16 protein-coding genes and 1 pseudogene are annotated in these 18,066 nt (G+C 48.3%); all 17 read left to right on the forward strand.

Features of this window, described 5'->3' with window-relative positions:
* Window positions 1–47: 47 nt before the first annotated feature.
* Entirely contained in the window at window positions 48–518 is a 471-nt protein-coding gene (locus tag ACKKE8_RS03635; protein ID WP_409176948.1) for a nucleoside deaminase, read from the forward strand.
* Between the two features lie 241 nt (window positions 519–759).
* On the forward strand, window positions 760–1,236 hold the full coding sequence (locus tag ACKKE8_RS03640) for an Lrp/AsnC family transcriptional regulator (protein ID WP_409176949.1): 477 nt from the start codon (window positions 760–762) through the stop codon (window positions 1,234–1,236).
* Window positions 1,237–1,350: 114 nt separating this feature from the next.
* Complete coding sequence (locus tag ACKKE8_RS03645) at window positions 1,351–2,913, forward strand: ABC transporter substrate-binding protein (RefSeq protein ID WP_409176950.1); 1,563 nt, start codon at window positions 1,351–1,353, stop codon at window positions 2,911–2,913.
* 41 nt (window positions 2,914–2,954) lie between these two features.
* Window positions 2,955–3,911: an ABC transporter permease gene (locus ACKKE8_RS03650; RefSeq protein ID WP_409176951.1), complete on the forward strand. Its 957-nt coding sequence runs from the start codon at window positions 2,955–2,957 to the stop codon at window positions 3,909–3,911.
* Window positions 3,911–4,741 (forward strand): ABC transporter permease, encoded by an 831-nt coding sequence (locus tag ACKKE8_RS03655; RefSeq protein ID WP_106652428.1) that lies wholly within the window; start codon window positions 3,911–3,913, stop codon window positions 4,739–4,741. The genes ACKKE8_RS03650 and ACKKE8_RS03655 overlap by 1 nt, the downstream gene beginning before the upstream one ends.
* A 35-nt stretch (window positions 4,742–4,776) precedes the next feature.
* Window positions 4,777–5,751, forward strand: a complete 975-nt coding sequence (locus ACKKE8_RS03660) for an ABC transporter ATP-binding protein (RefSeq protein WP_409176952.1) — start codon at window positions 4,777–4,779, stop codon at window positions 5,749–5,751.
* A complete protein-coding gene (locus tag ACKKE8_RS03665; RefSeq protein WP_409176953.1) occupies window positions 5,748–6,734 on the forward strand; it encodes an ABC transporter ATP-binding protein in 987 nt (328 codons plus the stop codon). The genes ACKKE8_RS03660 and ACKKE8_RS03665 overlap by 4 nt, the downstream gene beginning before the upstream one ends.
* A gap of 24 nt (window positions 6,735–6,758) precedes the next feature.
* Window positions 6,759–7,340, forward strand: coding sequence for a chromate transporter (locus tag ACKKE8_RS03670; RefSeq protein WP_409176954.1), 582 nt, complete (start codon window positions 6,759–6,761; stop codon window positions 7,338–7,340).
* A complete protein-coding gene (locus tag ACKKE8_RS03675; RefSeq protein WP_409176955.1) occupies window positions 7,337–7,867 on the forward strand; it encodes a chromate transporter in 531 nt (176 codons plus the stop codon). The genes ACKKE8_RS03670 and ACKKE8_RS03675 overlap by 4 nt, the downstream gene beginning before the upstream one ends.
* A 315-nt stretch (window positions 7,868–8,182) precedes the next feature.
* Window positions 8,183–9,793: a gamma-glutamyltransferase gene (gene ggt, locus ACKKE8_RS03680; RefSeq protein WP_409176956.1), complete on the forward strand. Its 1,611-nt coding sequence runs from the start codon at window positions 8,183–8,185 to the stop codon at window positions 9,791–9,793.
* Between the two features lie 140 nt (window positions 9,794–9,933).
* A pseudogene (locus ACKKE8_RS03685) lies at window positions 9,934–10,038 on the forward strand (response regulator); the annotation flags it as partial.
* A gap of 14 nt (window positions 10,039–10,052) precedes the next feature.
* Complete coding sequence (locus tag ACKKE8_RS03690) at window positions 10,053–10,916, forward strand: cellulose biosynthesis cyclic di-GMP-binding regulatory protein BcsB (protein ID WP_409179065.1); 864 nt, start codon at window positions 10,053–10,055, stop codon at window positions 10,914–10,916.
* A gap of 247 nt (window positions 10,917–11,163) precedes the next feature.
* A complete protein-coding gene (locus ACKKE8_RS03695; RefSeq protein WP_409176957.1) occupies window positions 11,164–11,550 on the forward strand; it encodes a response regulator in 387 nt (128 codons plus the stop codon).
* 30 nt (window positions 11,551–11,580) lie between these two features.
* Complete coding sequence (locus ACKKE8_RS03700; protein ID WP_409176958.1) at window positions 11,581–13,785, forward strand: NAD-dependent epimerase/dehydratase family protein; 2,205 nt, start codon at window positions 11,581–11,583, stop codon at window positions 13,783–13,785.
* Window positions 13,778–14,752: a hypothetical protein gene (locus ACKKE8_RS03705; protein WP_409176959.1), complete on the forward strand. Its 975-nt coding sequence runs from the start codon at window positions 13,778–13,780 to the stop codon at window positions 14,750–14,752. The genes ACKKE8_RS03700 and ACKKE8_RS03705 overlap by 8 nt, the downstream gene beginning before the upstream one ends.
* A 113-nt stretch (window positions 14,753–14,865) precedes the next feature.
* Window positions 14,866–16,656: a DUF2194 domain-containing protein gene (locus tag ACKKE8_RS03710; RefSeq protein ID WP_409179066.1), complete on the forward strand. Its 1,791-nt coding sequence runs from the start codon at window positions 14,866–14,868 to the stop codon at window positions 16,654–16,656.
* Between the two features lie 3 nt (window positions 16,657–16,659).
* A complete protein-coding gene (pelF, locus tag ACKKE8_RS03715) occupies window positions 16,660–18,066 on the forward strand; it encodes a GT4 family glycosyltransferase PelF (RefSeq protein ID WP_409176960.1) in 1,407 nt (468 codons plus the stop codon).

Consider the following 18,066-nt stretch of genomic DNA (forward strand, 5'->3'; position numbering starts at 1 on the left):
GAGCAGGGACATAGGATAAAAGGAGAAGGATGCGAGGGGGAAAGCGGATGGAACGGGAGGCATGGATGGGTCAAGCCGTACAGATTGCGTTTGAAAATGTACGTGATAAAATAGGCGGACCGTTTGGCGCCATTGTCGTGAAGGACGGGCACATAATCGGACGAGGACGCAATGAAGTGACGACGAGCAATGACCCTACGGCACATGCCGAAATTCAAGCCATTCGGGAAGCATGTCGTCATCTCCAAACTTTTCAGTTAAACGATTGCGACCTGTACACGAGCTGTGAGCCGTGTCCGATGTGTCTGGGAGCCATCTATTGGGCCAGACCGCGTAATGTCTATTATGCTTGCACGAAAGAAGATGCGGCGCATGTCGGTTTTGATGATCAGTTTATTTATGAGCAGATTGTTCTCCCTCATGAGGAGCGCAGCATTCCTTTTCAGAGAATCAATCTTGCGAATAGACAGAGTCCATTTGAAGCATGGTCTCAATCTCTGGACCGTATCGAATATTAATAGAGAGCCTCTCCTAGCGGAGTAGGCTCTTTTTTTACGTATTATTCATAGTAAGAATAGGTAGAAAGCAAGAAATAAAATGAAAATGCTTTCAAAATGAAATTTTCAGATAAAGTATTGCGCTATGTCGAAAATCGTATTATAGTAACAACAATCATTATGAAATTCGACCAGATTTTCTGGAATAAAGCTGTAATAAGGTTGTATATTGTTAAAAAAAGACGAATAAAGGTGTGTTCAAATGGAAGAGACTTTTCGAAGATCACTTTATCCTGAGTTAGATGATATCGACTACGGGATCATTCGAGCCTTGCAAGGAAATGCGCGCTTGCCGTTTACCCAGATTGCGAAGGACCTCGGCGTCACGGAAAAGACGATCCGCATGCGCGTCCAGCAATTGCAGGACGAAGGTGCCCTGAGTCTGGTCGGTATTGTCAATCCAGTCAAGGCAGGGTTTCACGTACAGGCGATGATTCAAGTGGCTGTGGATGCGGAAAAGCTGGACGATGTGGTTGCTGCATTAACGGACACCGTAGAGATTAGGCTCATCGTACTCACTTCTGGTGAATATCAGCTTTTCACACAGGTACTCGTAACAAGTAACGAAGAATTATCGGAATTTTTACTCAAAAAACTACACAAGATTCCTGGCATCTCCAAAACGAATGTAATTAACGAATTGAAAATACTGAAGTCGAAGTATAACTTTATCCGTTAGGCACGAGTGACCTTGGAAGGGGGAATGCCATCGGGCGAAAATCCGCTGGGATTATGAATGCCGAGCGATTCTAGAAAGAAACTGGAGAAAAAACGAGAGAAAAGGGGTCATCCTATGTTTTCGACCAAAGTGAGCAAAGCAATGCTCAGTGCTGTTCTGGGGACAGTTTTATTGGTAACAGGCTGTGGAGGAGGAAATAGCGCGAGTACAGATAACGGCAAAGCCGCAACAACAGCGCCAGCCTCCGGTAAAAAAGTACTGAATATTGGGTTAAAGGCAGACCCGCCGTCAATGGACCCAAACACTTCGACTTCGCTGTACGACCGTCAAGTATACGCGAGCCTCTATGACAAGCTGTTTGATATCGACTCAGAAGGAAAAATAGTGCCAATGCTGGCGGAATCGTATGAAGTAACGCCAGACGGCAAGACCTATACATTGAAGCTGAAGCAGGGCGTGAAATTCCACGATGGCACCGAGTTTGACGCTGAGGCAGTGAAATTCAACTTCGAGCGCAACATGAACGATGAGAAGTCCCGTCGAAAAGGCGAATTAAAATTCGTAGATTCCGTTGCCGTAGTGGACAAGCAAACCGTAAAAATCCAGATGAAAGAGCCTTTCGCTCCATTCCTGTCCATCTTGACTGACCGTTCGGGCATTATGGTATCGCCAAAAGCGGTGAAGGAGCATGGCGATCAATACCTCAATCATCCGGTTGGTACAGGCCCGTATGTTTTTGTGGAGCAAGTAAAAGGCGACCATGTAACGCTGAAGAAGAATGAAAACTACTGGAATGGTCAAGTGAAGATCGATGAAGTGAACTACAAAGTATTCACGAACGGAACAGCGAAGGTGCAAAACCTGCGCTCCGGCATGCTGGATATCATCGATGATACCCCTGTAAAAGAAATCCCGGCTATCAAGGGCGATGCGAACCTGCAATTGGTTGCGGAATCCGGCATGGGTTACCAAGGTCTCTACCTGAACAACTCCCGTCCGCCGTTTGACAACAAGTACCTCCGTCAGGCAGTGGATCGTGCCATTGACCGTGATGCCCTGGTAAAAGTATTGTTTAACGGCTATGCGGCACCGGCTCGCACAGCATTTACAAAAGGCAGTCTGGCTTACAATGAAGCACTGAACACACCGAAGCCGCCGGATGCAGCGGAAATAAAGGATTTGCTCGCGAAGGGCGGTCAACCAAACGGATTTAACTTCAAGCTGTACATCTCTACTTCTCCAGAGAATGAGCAACTGGGTGCGGTACTGCAAAACATGCTGAAACAACACAACATCAACGTGACATTGGAAAAATTGGAATATGGACAATTGATCGAAACAGGCGATAAAGGCGAATTTGAAGCGATGCAATTGGGCTGGTCTGGACGTCAGGACCCTGACCAAAACTTTCATGATTTCGTCGTAACGGATACATCGAACAACGATGGCCGCATTTCCATTCCGAAGCTGGATGAATTAGTAATCAAAGCACGTGGTGAGCTGGACGAAGCAAAACGTAAGGCGCTGTATGACGAAGCTGCCACATTGCTGCAAGCAGAAGCGGGCTATGCTTACATGTACCACCAATATGTACTGCTCGGCATGAACAAGAAAGTAACCGGCTTTACATATGTTCCAGACGGTTTGATCCGTACAGCCAATTTGGACAAGCAATAGGTAGCGCAACACTATAACAGCAAGAGCAAGGAGGAATTGTCATGATGTTCATAGTCAGGCGTCTATTGCTGACAATCCCGATTCTCCTGCTGGTGTCGATTATGACATTCTCTTTGATTCATATGATCCCGGGCGATCCTGCCCGGGTCATTTTAGGAGAGGAAGCGACACCGGAAGCCTATGCGGCACTGCGAACCGAGCTGGGATTGGATCAGCCGATCGTGATGCAGTATTTTTCCTGGCTAGGAAAAGTGGTAACGGGTGATTTGGGAATATCGATTACGGACCGCGTGCCGGTCGCAGACTTAATTATGCAAAGACTCCCAGCTACCGTGGAATTGACGATCGGAACGTTCTTGGTAGCGATCCTGATTGCGTTTCCTGCGGGAATTCTCGCGGCAGTGCGACGTGGGACCTGGATTGACTATACAAGTACCTTTACTGCGCTAGGCGGTATGAGTATCCCCAGCTTCTGGCTGGCGATGATGATGATTATTTTCTTTGCCGTGGAAAACCAGTGGCTACCTTCATCCGGTTATGTACCGTTTTCCGAGAATCCTACACAAAACCTGATGGCCATGATTCTGCCCTGTTTGGCAACGGGCTTGCGGGAATCTGCCGTATTGATGCGAATGCTGCGTTCTTCTTTGCTCGATGTCGTGAGCATGGACTTTATTCGGACAGCGAAAGCGAAGGGATTGAATGAGGCTCGCACGATTCTGGGGCACGCGCTGAGAAATGCGATGGTTCCAGTAGTAACGACCTCAGGTTTGATGATCGCAGGCTTGTTGGGTGGTCTGGTGATTACCGAGTCGATTTTTTCGATTCCTGGCTTTGGCCGTCTGATTGTGGAATCTGTATTCAAACGTGACTACGTAACGGTTCAAGGAGCCATTCTTGTTTCAGCGATTCTTGTTGTCTTGGTAAACCTGATTGTCGACATTTTGTACGCTGTCATTGATCCGCGCATCAAGGCTGGGAAAGGAGCAGGTGAGTGATGAAAACCGTGGGCAAATTTCTCCGGAATGGTTTAGGCGTCATCGGAGCGGTGATTATCCTCGGATTGATCTTGGTGGCGATTTTCGCGCCGCTGATCGCACCCTTCGACCCCAATGCACAAGACTATAATAAAATTTTGATGCCGCCAGATGGTGAGCATTTGTTTGGGACCGATGATCTCGGTCGGGATATTTTCTCTCGTGTTGTTTACGGGGCGCGCATCTCCATTCAGGCAGCGCTGATCTCTGTCGGTATTGCGATGCTGATCGGGGTGCCGATTGGACTGTTGTCCGGTTATTACCGCGGTTTTTGGGATGAGTGGATTGTGATGCGGAGCGTCGATGCGATGCAGGCCTTTCCGTTTTTGATTCTGGCTCTGGCAATTTCGGCGGTGCTTGGTTCAGGCTTCGGGAATGCCATGCTGGCGATTGGGATTGGTTTTGCGCCTGCTTTTATACGGATTACACGCGGTCAAGTTCTTTCGCTTCGGAATATGGAGTATATTCAAGCAGCACGTTCGGTTGGGGTAAAGGATGCACGCATTATTTTCCGCCACATTTTGCCGAACGCCATGAACCCGATTGTGATTCAAGCGACGTTGGCAATGGCATCCGGGATTATCGCAGAAGCATCCTTGTCCTATCTCGGATTGGGTGTACAGCCGCCGACTCCCTCCTGGGGCAGCATGCTAAACCAAGCACAAACACTTATGTCTGTCGCGCCATATGCGACATTTTATCCGGGGATTGCCATCTTCTTAGTCGTGCTGGGCTTCAACTTGTTGGGGGATGGTCTACAGCAAGTTCTGGACCCACGCGCACGTAAATAATGAATGCCCTACACGGGAGAAAAGGAGTGGAGCAGATGACGACCATCTTGGAAGTGGAACAACTGAGAACCCGTTTTCGCACGGACAGCGGTGTCGTCAGTGTCGTGGACGGCGTCGACTTCTTTATCCGTGCTGGTGAAACGCTTGGCGTCGTGGGCGAATCGGGCTGTGGGAAGAGTGTAACCAGCCTGTCGATCATGCGCTTGCTGCCGCCCAACGGAAGCACGGAAGGATCGATTCGCTTCCATGGGAAGAACGTGCTTGCGCTGTCGGAAAAAGAAATGCAAGGTGTACGCGGTAATGAAATCGCGATGATTTTTCAAGAGCCAATGACCTCCCTCAATCCGCTGCATACCGTAGGCAAACAGATTGAGGAAGCAGTCATGCTGCATCGCAAGGTAACGAAGGCAGAGGCAAAGGAACGGGCGATTGCCATGCTAAAAGCAGTCGGGATGCCTCGTGCAGAAGAGATTTACGGAGAGTTTCCGCATCAGCTGTCAGGAGGGATGCGCCAGCGTGTCATGATCGCGATGGCCATGTCCTGCGATCCGAAGCTAATTATTGCAGACGAGCCGACAACGGCACTGGATGTGACGATTCAGGCGCAAATTCTTGATTTGATGCGCGATTTAAAAGAAAAGACCGGAACTTCCATCATGCTGATTACGCATGATTTGGGTGTAGTAGCCGAGATGTGTGAGCGCGTTATCGTCATGTATGCGGGTCAAGTTGTAGAGGAAACTGATGTCGATACGCTGTTTGACAGTCCGAAGCATCCGTATACGATCGGTCTGATGAACTCGATTCCTGAGCTGGACGAAGAGCGTGAATATCTGGAAACCATTCCAGGAGCAGTTCCCCTGCCGTATCAAATGCCAGTGGGCTGCCGTTTTGCCCCGCGCTGTGCGCAAGCAATTGCGATTTGTCACGAAAAGCCTCCTGAACTCTTGCAACTGGACAATCAAAAATGTCGCTGCTGGCTGTACGCGAAGGAGGGAGAACAGGCATGACGACACCTCTCTTAGAAGTAAAAGGGCTGCAACAGCATTTTCCCATCAAGGGTGGCTTTTTGAAGCGGACGACGGGACATGTCAAAGCAGTTGATGGTATTGATCTGACAGTGTATCCCGGTGAAACGCTTGGGATTGTAGGGGAATCGGGCTGCGGCAAGTCAACGACGGGCCGAACGATTCTACGCCTCTTGGAACCGACAGCAGGAGAAGTCTGGTTTGATGGCAAAGATTTAGCGAAGCTTCCTAAAGAAGAAATGCGCGTCATGCGCCGAAACCTGCAAATGATTTTTCAGGACCCATACGCTTCGCTGAATCCACGGATGACGATCAAGCAGATTTTGATGGAATCGCTGATGGTGCACAACATCGGGACAAAGGCAGAGCGGGAAAAGGTCATCGAAGAGATTATTCAGGTCGTTGGCTTGCGAAAAGAACATCTGAACCGCCATCCACACGATTTTTCCGGCGGACAGAGGCAGCGGATCGGAATCGCCCGCGCACTGGTCGTAAAACCAAAGCTGATCATTGCCGATGAGCCCGTATCTGCATTGGACGTATCAATTCAATCACAGGTACTCAATTTGTTGAAGGATTTGAAAAAAGAATTCAATCTGACCCTGATGTTCATTTCGCATGATTTGTCGGTCGTGAAGCACTTGTGTGACAGGATCGCGGTGATGTATTTGGGGCGGATCGTAGAAATTGCTGACAAGCGGACGCTGTTTGAGAACCCGAGTCATCCGTATACACGGGCGCTGCTCTCGGCTGTTCCAGTAGCGAAACCACGGCAAAAGCGCGAACGGATCTTGTTGACAGGCGATTTGCCGAGTCCAGCAAACCCACCGAGCGGCTGCACCTTTCATCCGCGTTGTCCATATGCGACAGAGACTTGCAAGACGCAGGTGCCCAGTCTGACAGACATCGGCAAGGGCCAACTGGTATCCTGTCATTTGGTTCAATCGGGCGAACTTTTCCGCTAGCTAGGCAAGGACGGAGGTACAGCTATGATTTACTGGCAATTATTTCTCGCCTTTTTCCGCATCGGTATCTTCGGGTTTGGGGGAGGACCTACGATGGTTCCCCTCTTTTACACCGAATGCGTGAAAAAGTACAAATGGGTGACAGATGAGGACTTTTCCGACAATCTGGCGCTCGGCAACGCTCTTCCAGGGCCAATTGCGACCAAGCTGGCAGCATTTATCGGCTATCGGGTAAAAGGCTGGAAGGGTGCATTGGTGGCAAACATCGCGGTAGTGATGCCAATCGTGCTTGTGATGATCGGTTTGCTGCAAGTTATTTATCAATGGAAGGATGCGCCGGGTGTATACGGCATGATCCAGGCAATCGGTCCGGTAATCGCAGTCATGACAGGCGTCCTTACATGGGAATTCCTTTCAAAGGGTTGGAAGGGAGCGTCCAGCAAAGCAGGTGTGAGCCTTTCCCTCGCCCTCTCACTCGTAGCGTTGCTCTTCCTTGATTGGCATCCGGGCATCGTCGTAGGGATTGCGCTGGCCGTTTCATTTGCCTACTCCACTTGGTCTGTCCGCAAGCGCAAGGACAAGGGCGGCAAGGAGGGAGTAGCATGATCTACCTACAATTATTTTGGGCCTTTTTCATCTCCAACATTTTGGGGTACGGGGGAGGACCACCGAGCATCCCTTTAATCCAAAATGAAGTGGTTGACCATTACCAGTGGATGACTGTACAGGAATTCGGAGAAGTGCTGGCAGTAGGAAATGCGCTGCCCAGCCCAATCGCGACCAAGCTCGCTGGATACATTGGCTATCAGGTAGCGGGTGTACCGGGTGCAGCAGTTGCGTTATTTGCAACTGTAGCCCCAACGGCAATTGCCATGATCTTGTTGATGGGCTTTATTAATTTATTCCGCAGTGCTCCACAGGTAAAAGCAATGACCCAATCAGTTCGACCGGTGGTTACCGTATTGCTCGGAACCATGACGTACCAGTTTCTGATGGGAGCAGTCGAAGGCATTGGCTGGATGCAAACAGGAATTTTGACAGTAGCATCCTACCTTCTGCTCGAAACGTGGAAGGTCCATCCCGCTTTTGTCATTCTGGGAGCAATGGCGTACGGGTTTGTTTTCATCGACTAGGAAAGTTTACGTAAGCTGGTAAGAAGAAAAAGCACAGGGCTCGTAGACCTTGACAACGCCTACCCAGTCGGAACTTCTAAAAGGGGACCTGCTTGTCGAACACGTCTTCCCTGCGAAACTTCCGCCCGTAGGGTGGCTTTGGCTCGACGGTCCCCTTTTGGAAGTGGAGACGGACAGTCAATCCCCCCATGCTGGCGTGTCAGAGTCGAAGAGAACTGTGCTTTTTCTTCTCCTCCACTATGTTGACTCAAACCAAAAGGACCTTCATTGGTTTTCATATTCGCTAACAACGAACTACTTTAGGAGGCAAAAACCATGGTTAACTATGACGCAATGGAATACCCATACGCATCGAAGCGTGTGACGACTTTTGCCAAGAATGGCATGGTGGCGACCTCGCAGCCACTGGCGGCACAAGCAGGTCTCGATATATTGAAAAAGGGCGGAAATGCGGTGGATGCGGCGATTGCAACGGCTGCGTGTCTGACTGTAGTAGAACCGACCTCAAACGGCATCGGGGGAGACGCCTTTGCCCTCGTGTGGATCAAAGACGAGCTGCATGGACTGAATGCAAGCGGGCCTGCTCCACAAGGAATCTCCATCGAGGCATTAAAAGCAAAAGGTCTGGAAGAAATGCCGACCTACGGCTGGACACCTGTCACGGTACCAGGAGCACCTGCTGCCTGGGCAGCCTTGTCCAAGCGTTTTGGTCGCCTTCCGCTGACAGAGGTTTTGCAGCCAGCGATTGATTATGCGGAGAATGGCTATCCGGTATCGCCGACTTTGGCACATTATTGGAATGCCGCATACAAAAAGTTTTCCCAGCAATGCAAAGGGGAAGAGTTCGCGCATTGGTTCTCCACCTTTACGCCAGATGGCAAGGTGCCAAAAGCGGGCGACATCTGGAAGTCGCCGGGTCATGCTGAGACGCTCCGTCAAATCGGGGAAACAAATGCAGAGAGCTTCTATCGAGGAGAGCTGGCAGACAAGATCGACGCGTTCTCCCGTGAGTGCGATGGCTACTTGCGAAAAGAAGATCTCGCTGCCTATGAGCCGGAATGGGTGAAGCCGATCAGTGTCAACTACCGCGGCTATGATGTATGGGAGATCCCGCCGAATGGGCAAGGGATGATCGGCCTGATGGCACTGAACATTTTGAAGGGTTTTGATTTCGACGCAAAAGACACGACGGAAACGTATCACAAGCAAATCGAAGCGATGAAGCTGGCATTTGTCGATGGATTAAAATACATCACAGAAGAGAGCAAAATGAAGATTTCCAAGGAAGCGTTGTTGTCAGAGGATTACGCTGCCACTCGCCGTGCACTCATTGGTCATGAAGCGTTGACGCCAGAGCCAGGTCAGCCGAAAACGAGCGGCACGGTCTATTTGGCCACGGCTGACGGTGAGGGCAATATGGTTTCCTTTATCCAAAGCAATTACATGGGCTTTGGTTCCGGGGTAGTTGTGCCGGGGACAGGGATCGCCCTGCAAAACCGAGGTCATAACTTCTCGCTGGACCCTGCTCATGACAATTGCTTGGAGCCCGGCAAAAGAACGTTCCACACCATTATCCCGGGTTTCTTGACGAAGGATGGAAAAGCAGTGGGGCCATTCGGCGTAATGGGCGGCTTCATGCAGCCACAAGGACATGTACAAGTGGTCATGAACACGATCGACTTCCACCTCAATCCGCAAGCTTCGCTCGATGCGCCGCGCTGGCAGTGGATGGAAGGCAAAACGGTGGAGCTGGAGCGTCATTTCCCTGAGCATCTGGCACAAGCCTTGGAGCGCAGGGGCCATACCATCAAGTGGGCGCAGCTCGGCAATTACTTTGGACGCGGTCAAATCATTTGGCGTGATGAAAATGGTGTGCTGAGCGGTGGTACTGATATGCGTACGGATAGTTGTATTGCAGCTTGGTAGGGAAAAGAGAACCGAATAAAAGAGTGAGTTGAGCCGAAGCGGATGCTTCGGCCTTTTTTATTTCCCCGTAATGGAATTGACGACAGGTTATAGTTCTTTGTGCCTGTTCTATACTTGTGACGATGTTCTCTTGTTCAGAAGGGATTGAGGTAGTTGCAGAAGCTGATTCAGGTGAGGAGGCTGTTAGAAATTATTGTTTGTATCGACCGTCACTCGTCATAATGGATATTACTATGCCGGGCATGTAACGATATACCATGTGAGTATTCCGATTTCACAGTCTGTCATCAAAGAGGCGAATCATGGGCTGACCGTCTCTTTCTCGGCTTCGATGAACCAGAAGGGTGATGTGTGCGCGCCTGAGAACAACATGGGACGCTGGTTGTTTGTGGATAAGGAAAGTAGCTTGAACGTGCCGCACGAGGTACCTGCACAGCGCAGCTTCCGGTACTGGCCCGCTCCTTTTGTGCAGGATGCTGGATTGAAGGACACCGCCTTCCTGCTGCCGGAAAAATGGACAGGTTCTTATTTGTCGCAGTTCTCGATGCTGATGAATGACATGCTGTCGGAGGTAAGCAATCGGAAGGGAAGCTCCTTCGTCATTTTCCAGGAGCCTCTGAACGAGAAGGCCTTGCAAGAGATTGCCTCGTACAATGTGGTTGCGATGGGGGATATTGAGCAGTACCCGAGTTTGGAGAAGGTTCAGGGGCAGCTTTTGATGAATGAGGCCAAGCAGTTGAACCAATACCACGTAATCAACGAGACGAGCCGTTATGTGGCCTGGGTCCAGCCCTCGATCTGGAATAAAGAGCGGACGTTGAGTGTTTTCCAATCTGCAGACGAGAGTAAGGCTAGTCAGGGAACCTTCCTTCATGCCGATCTACTTGAATATCTGAAGAATTCCAACGAAGATGGGCAAATTGTCGTGATGAGCAAATCAAACGAGGTTTTCTCTATTCAGCTCGAAGACCAAGAAGAGAAACAGACAAAAGGCATAAACGAGGTAGTGGGCAATATCCCGCTCTGGTTAATCGGAGTGATTTTGGCGGTATTCCTCATTGTACTGGTGATCTTTATTCGCTTGTTGAAAAAAGAGAAAGAGAAGTCACGTAGAGGTAGATAGTAAAAAAGTATGAAGTAGAACAGGGATAAGTTGCCGTATAGGTAACTGTCCCTGTTCTTCTTTTTGTCTCTTGTTCAGAAATTGTTGAGATGATCCTAGTAGAATGGGTAAAGCTACGGAATGGGGGGCTTTTTGCCTATGAAAAGTTAAGAAACTATTGCTTTGATTCGTAGTAAAAATAGCAATTTATTACTATAATGATATAGTCCAAAAGATATAGATAATAGGATAGGAGACAGCATTTTGGATGAATAGCATACTGATTGTTGATGATACAGCGTTTACGAGGCATGTGCTACGCAACATATTTGAGTCGTTAGGACTGCATGTCGTTGCAGAAGCTGCATCGGGAGAAGAGGCTGTTAGAAATTACTGCTTGTATAAACCATCACTCGTTTCGATGGATATTACCATGCCCGGCATGAACGGTTTGACTGCATCACGCAAAATCATGGAGTTGGACAAGGATGCCAAAATCATTATTTGCTCAGCAGTGTCTAGGCACGATACCGTCATCAAGGCACTTCAGGCAGGTGCGCGGGATTTTATAGCCAAGCCATTGCAGCTGGAGCGGATCGAATGGGCTGTCCAAAAAGTATTGGGAACAGGGTTGGGATGTCCGTCGTGGAGATAGATAGGTGAAACAAATAGCTGAGGTGTTAGTATGAAAGTTTTGATCACAGGTGGTTATGGGTTCATCGGTTCTTTTGTCGCAGAGAGATTTTATAAGGAAGGCTATAAAGTTTTCATCTTGGATGATCTCAGTTCAGGCAATCAGAGGAACGTCACATTTCCGCATAAGGCATACGAGCTGGATGTAGCGGATAAAAAATGCGATGAGGTTTTTAAAAGCAACAAGTTCGATGTCGTCGTACATTTAGCGGCCCAAGTGAGTGTTGTTGCATCCATGGAAGACCCCCTGCTGGATTCGAATACGAACATTCTTGGACTCGTGAATATGCTGAAGCTATCGAGCAAATATGGCGTGTCCAAATTTATTTTTGCGTCATCGGCCGCCGTTTACGGCATGAATGAAAATACTCCGTTACATGAAGATTCAGTGTGTGATCCGGTATCTGTTTATGGAATAAACAAGCACATCGGCGAGATGTATTGCCGCAAATGGACGGAAATGTACGGCTTGCGAACGGTAGCCTTTCGCCTGGCGAATGTGTATGGCCCCAGACAAAGTGCAGTAGGGGAAGGCGGCGTCATCTCTACTTTTTTAACCCAGATCAACCATGGGAAAGAGATAGTTTTGCACGGGGATGGCAGCCAAACGAGAGATTTTATTTATGTAGAGGATGTAGCTGACGCCATTTTCCGTTCCGTTACCACGGATGATACCGGTGTGATGAATTTGTCTACGAATCAGGAAAGCAGCATTAATGAGCTGATTGACATTCTCGGGGTGAACCAGTCTCTCCAGGGAATATTACAAAGGGAAAAACGCCCAGGAGACGTAGATAAGTCGGTTTTGGACAATTCGCGGGCAAAGAGAAGACTCGACTGGATTCCGATGTATTCATTGGCAGAGGGGTTGGAAAAAACGGCGCAGTGGTATCAAACGACCATCGCAGAGAAAGAACAAGAGCGGGAGAGCGATGCGAAGAAAACGATCCATTGGCTCCGTTCATGGGATGTAAGGCCGTACATTGAGAACATTCTCGCTTTTCTTGTGGTGATTTTCGCTACAGTTGGAACGGTTAACAGCGGTGTTTTTGATCTCAAGCTGATTTACATCGTGTTGATAGGCGCGATTTACGGAACGAAGCAATCCCTCTTGTCTGTCATCCTGGCCTGTGGACTTTTCATCGGAGAAAGTTTGCATAACGGGCGCGATGTCGTATCGCTCTTGTATGACGCCAATGTTCTGTTTCATATCGCTGTCTATTTTATTATCGGGATTGCTGTGGGTTATTCGATCGACAAACGCAACAGGGACGTACTGTCCAAAGAACTGCAAAAGCAAGCGCTGGAAGACAAGTATGACTTTTTAAAAGACATTTACAACGATGTTCTGGTGGTCAAGCAAGAACTGCAGCAGCAGATTGTGAATTCGGAAGACAGCTTCGGAAAAATCTACAACATCACCAAGGAGCTGGACAGCCTCGAGCCGGAACGTGTATTGCAGAAATCGGTCAAGGTGTTGGAAAGAATCATGAAGTCCGATGAGATCGCAATTTATACGATGAATCAAAGTGGCTCCTTCTTGCGATTGATGGCTAAATCGAATAAAGCGGGCTTTGATCTGCCACGCTCGTTGAAAATGAGTGAGCATGCTTATCTTACTGAATTAATGACAATGAAGAAGATCATCGTGAATAAAGAGCTGCGTCACGATATGCCTCTTATGGCAGCTCCTATTTTTGACAAGGGCAAAATGGTGGCAGTCATAACGCTGCAACAACTCGGATTCGAAAATTTTACGATGTACACCCAAAATCTTTTCCAGGTCGCCGTCCAATTGATCTCTTCTGCGTTGTCGCGTTCACTTCGTTTCTTAAACTCCACACAAAAGGATCGCTACCTAGAAGACACCTCCTTCCTGATTCCAGCTTATTTTTCGGCTATGTTGAAGAATAAAAGGGACGCCAAGCAACAGTTGAACACTGACTTTACACTTTTGGCAGTGGACGCTGCGCAAATGGACCATCATACGCTCTCTACCTTTATCGCTAGCTCTCTGCGCGAAGCGGATTATATGGGAATGGACGAAGCAGGAGATGTCTATATCATTCTCTCCAATTCAAACGAGCAAGAAGCCAATATCGTGATTGATCGGCTTGGTAGACTCGGCATTGCAGCGAGAATTGTACAGGAAAAAGACCAGGATCGCTTCTCCTTGAAGGATGGGGCCTATGCTTAATCTAGTCCTCCTCCATGTCTTGGTGACTGTTAGTTACAGTTGGATGCAAAGCCGCGGCAAAAACAAGCAGGTGCTTATTATGCGAATGCTTGTTGCTGGCTTTCTTCCTGTTTTTGGACTCCTGTTATTGGGAATTACCGATGTGTACAAGCGAACGTCGAAAAAGAATGTGAATGAGCTAATGCTGGAGAGTGATTTGCTTAAACTAGCCGAGGGATCGAATATTTTCCGAAGAGCGGACATGGAAAAGGAAATGAACATCGTTCCAGTTGAGGACATTTTGTTTTTGAACGACACTAGCACGCGCCGAAAGATGCTAATCGATGTCCTGAAAGAGCAGACCATTTGGCAGATCGGCACATTGGAGACAGCCTTGCAAAACGAGGATTCGGAAACGGTTCACTACGCGGCAGCTGCTTTAACGGAAATGCGGCGAAACCTTCAGCTCCAACTGCAGGATTTATCGGTGAAATACGAGGAAAACAAGCAGAATCTTGAGGTTTTGCGCGCCTACGCAGACGTATTGAAGAAGTACTTGGACAGTTCACTGATTGATCAACGCACCTATGTGAAATACAGCTATACGTATTCCTTTGTGCTGGAGTCTTTATTGGACATTTATCAGGAAGAAGAAAGCTATTTTGTGGACAAGATCAATTGCGAGCTGGTGAACCAGTCCTATGAAAAAGCCGCACAGTACTGTCAATTGTTTCATGAGTATCATCCAGAAAGCGAGCAGCCATATGTCATGTCGCTAAAGCGCTTCTTTACGATCAGAGACCATGTAGGTTTTGTGGCAGAAATGAATCGGTTAAAAAGCTCGTCGGTTAAAATCTCCCACGCTACGCTGATGATGATCCGCTACTGGAACACCCTGGAAGCCGATGAGCAAGAAAGCACTTGGAAGGAAGTCGCTGCTGCACAGGAAACAGGTACGAATTCGAAAGAGATGAGCGATACAAAATGAGAATGACAAGGAACAGAAGAAAGAAAAGAGACAGGGAAAAGGACCGAGAATGGGGCAGGCCGAGGTCCAACGACATTCCTGTGAAAAAAAACATCTACCTCATTCTGATCTTTGTGGCGATTCTGGGGATCACCATAGAAGCTACCCGTTCCCAGTTCATCCTCCAGGTGAGCAGTAATAAATCGGGAGGCTCGGGAGTGCGGACTGATGAGCCGAAGCAAAACGCAATCAGCCAGGAGGAAATCGCCAAGCTTGCAAGGGAGCGGTTCCTCATTCTGCATGATTCCAAGGATGAGAGCAGTATGGCAATCGCGAGGAATGTGGAGCAAGTGCTGCGGTATATGAAAAAGGAGTACGATCTCGCAGACGTTAATCAGTTCTCGAAGCCCGATTCCCAATACATGACGGTCATTATCACCATAGAAAATCTGGGCTTGCTAGCCGATCTGGATGCGATGATGCAATATGCGCACAATGGGGGAAATGTGTTCCTTTCACGTACGCCTGAATACAACGACAGCTTATATCGCATTTACCGAAAGCTAGGGATCAATTCCATCGATCTCCCTATCGTGACAAACGGCATTCAGATGACATCCAATCTGTTGATCCAAGGAGAAGATGCAAAAATCGGGGCAGAGTCCATTGTGAATTCCTCGATTCCTGTAGAGCTGGATAGGAAAGCGAAAGTACATGCAGTTTCTGCCGACAATATGCCACTGCTATGGGAGGCCCAGCATGGACAGGGAAAGTTCATGGTCTATAACGGGACGAATATGCAATCTGCAATGAACAGAGGACTGATTGCTGGTGGCATCAGTTTACTGAATCAAGATTTCATGTACCCCATTTTCAATATGAAAATCACGTATATTGACGACTTTCCCGCTCCCTTTCGTCAGGGAATCGAGCCGAGTATTTACCGCGAGTACCGCAAAGATATTCCCAGCTTCTTTCGGGATGTGTGGTGGCCCGACATGATCAAGCTTGCTGCTGATTATGATGTGACCTACACGGGAGCGATTATCAAAACTTACAATAACCGAGTTGTAGCCCCCTTCACAGATGAGGAAGGAACGGATTCGAACAATCTGATTACGTACGGCAGGGATTTGTTGAAATTGGGTGGTGAATTGGGCATCCACGGATACAATCATCAATCGCTGGTTACTGATCAAGCGACGGCGAGCCATTACGAGTATAAGGCTTGGCCTGATGAAGCAAGCATGGCTGAGTCACTTGCGTACCTGGACGATTATATCAGGAAGGTCTTCTCGTCATACGACATACAGGTGTATGTCCCGCCTTCCAACGTGTTGGGAGCGGAAGGGCGTCGAGCGCTGAAAAAGTCCTTCCCTGATCTGAGAGTCATTGCCTCCTTGTATGCGGAATCAGACAGCACGCACGAATACATCCAGGAGTTTTCCGTGGCCGAAGATGGCATCGTAGAGCTGCCGCGTATTACCTCGGGATACAGTCGCACAGACATTCATGATTGGTACATAGCGAATGCGATCACATCCATCGGTGTTTTTTCTCATTTTGTTCACCCAGACGATGTGTTGGACAAGGAGAGAAGCAATAACAAGTCGTGGCCGGAATTGGTAAAAGACTTTCAACTCATGCTGGAAGAGCTTTACCAGCAGTATCCATGGCTGCGCAGCCAGACTGCTTCCGAAGCTGCGGCAAGCCTTGAGAGCTATTTGCAGACGGATGTGTATATCGCGCATACAGATAAAAAAATGACAGGATACATGAACAATTTCTCAGACGAAATGTATTACATCTTGCGGACAAACAAAAAAATGACGAGCTTGGTAAATTGCACGGTAGAAAAAATAGAGGAAGGCGCCTATCTCGTACATGCAACGGGTGCAAAATTTGAAATAGGACTGGAAGAGTAAGCGATGAAAATTTGTCTGATTGCTGAAGGATCTTACCCTTTTATTACAGGGGGCGTCTCTAGTTGGATTCATTCCTTAATCGCTAGCGTGCCAGAGCATGAGTTTATCATTTATGCGATTGGTGCAGAAGAGAAAAACAGGGGGAAATACGTCTACCAGCTCCCCGCAAATGTGGTGGAAATCAAAGAGGTATTTCTGGATGCCTATCTCAAAGAAGAGGCTGCACCGGGCAAGCGCCTGGGGCTAACTGAGGATGAGCAGCAAGCGTTGCTTTCGTTGCTTGATGGCAGTAAGGGCGACTGGCAGGCTCTTTTTTCCGTGTTGTCAGGGAGTAAGGTGCCAGCCGTAGCCGAGTTGCTTACAAGCAAGGACTTTTTCGAGGTAATCCAGCGACTTTGCGAGCAAAAATACCCGCAAATTCCCTTTACCGAAATGATCTGGATGATTCGCTCGATGGTGTTGCCACTATGTCTGGTCATTCAAAACGGCATGCCGCAAGCGGATTTGTATCACAGTGTTTGTACGGGATATGGCGGTGTAGCTGGGAGTCTCGGGAAGTATTTGCATGCAAAGCCGTTTTTGCTGACGGAGCATGGAATCTACACCCGCGAGCGGGAAGAAGAAATTATCAAGGCAAACTGGATTAAGGGTCACTTTAAAGATATTTGGATCAATTATTTTCATAACCTTTCTGCATGTGCCTACTCCTACGCGGATGAGGTAATCACGTTGTTTGAGCGAAACAAGGAAATTCAGATTGAGCTAGGCTGTGATCCTTCCAAAGTATCAGTGATCCCAAACGGTGTAAAAGTGAGCGACTATGCAGACATCGTGGAGGAAAAAAAGAACGACGCAATAACGATTGGCGCTGTCGTCCGCGTGGTACCCATCAAGGATATTAAAACAATGCTGCACAGCTTCGGGCTCGTCAAAGAACAAGTGCCACACGCACGCTTTGTCATCATGGGCCCGACGGATGAAGACGAGGAGTACTACACAGAATGCCTACAATTGGTCGAAAGCCTGCAGCTGGAGGATGTTACGTTTACGGGTGCGGTCAATGTGAAAGAGTATCTCGGAAAAATGGACATGCTTGTTTTGACCAGCATCAGTGAAGGACAACCGCTCGTTATTTTGGAAGGAATGGCATGCAGAAAGCCCTTCGTCACAACGGACGTGGGAAGCTGTCGGGAATTGTTGTACGGCAATGGTGACAACTATGGCAACGCAGGGATAACCGTACCCGTCATGCATTTTACTCAAATTGCTCAAGCGATCATTACGTTATGCCAAAACGAGCCCATGAGACGGCGTATGGGCAGATGTGGCTTCCAGAGAGTATCGACTATTTACACACATGAGAATTTCTTGGCGGGATATCGCAATATGTATCGGAAATACGAGGTGTAA

It is taken from the genome of Brevibacillus fortis (genome assembly GCF_046196545.1).
In the GTDB taxonomy this organism is placed as follows: Bacteria; Bacillota; Bacilli; order Brevibacillales; family Brevibacillaceae; genus Brevibacillus; species Brevibacillus fortis_A.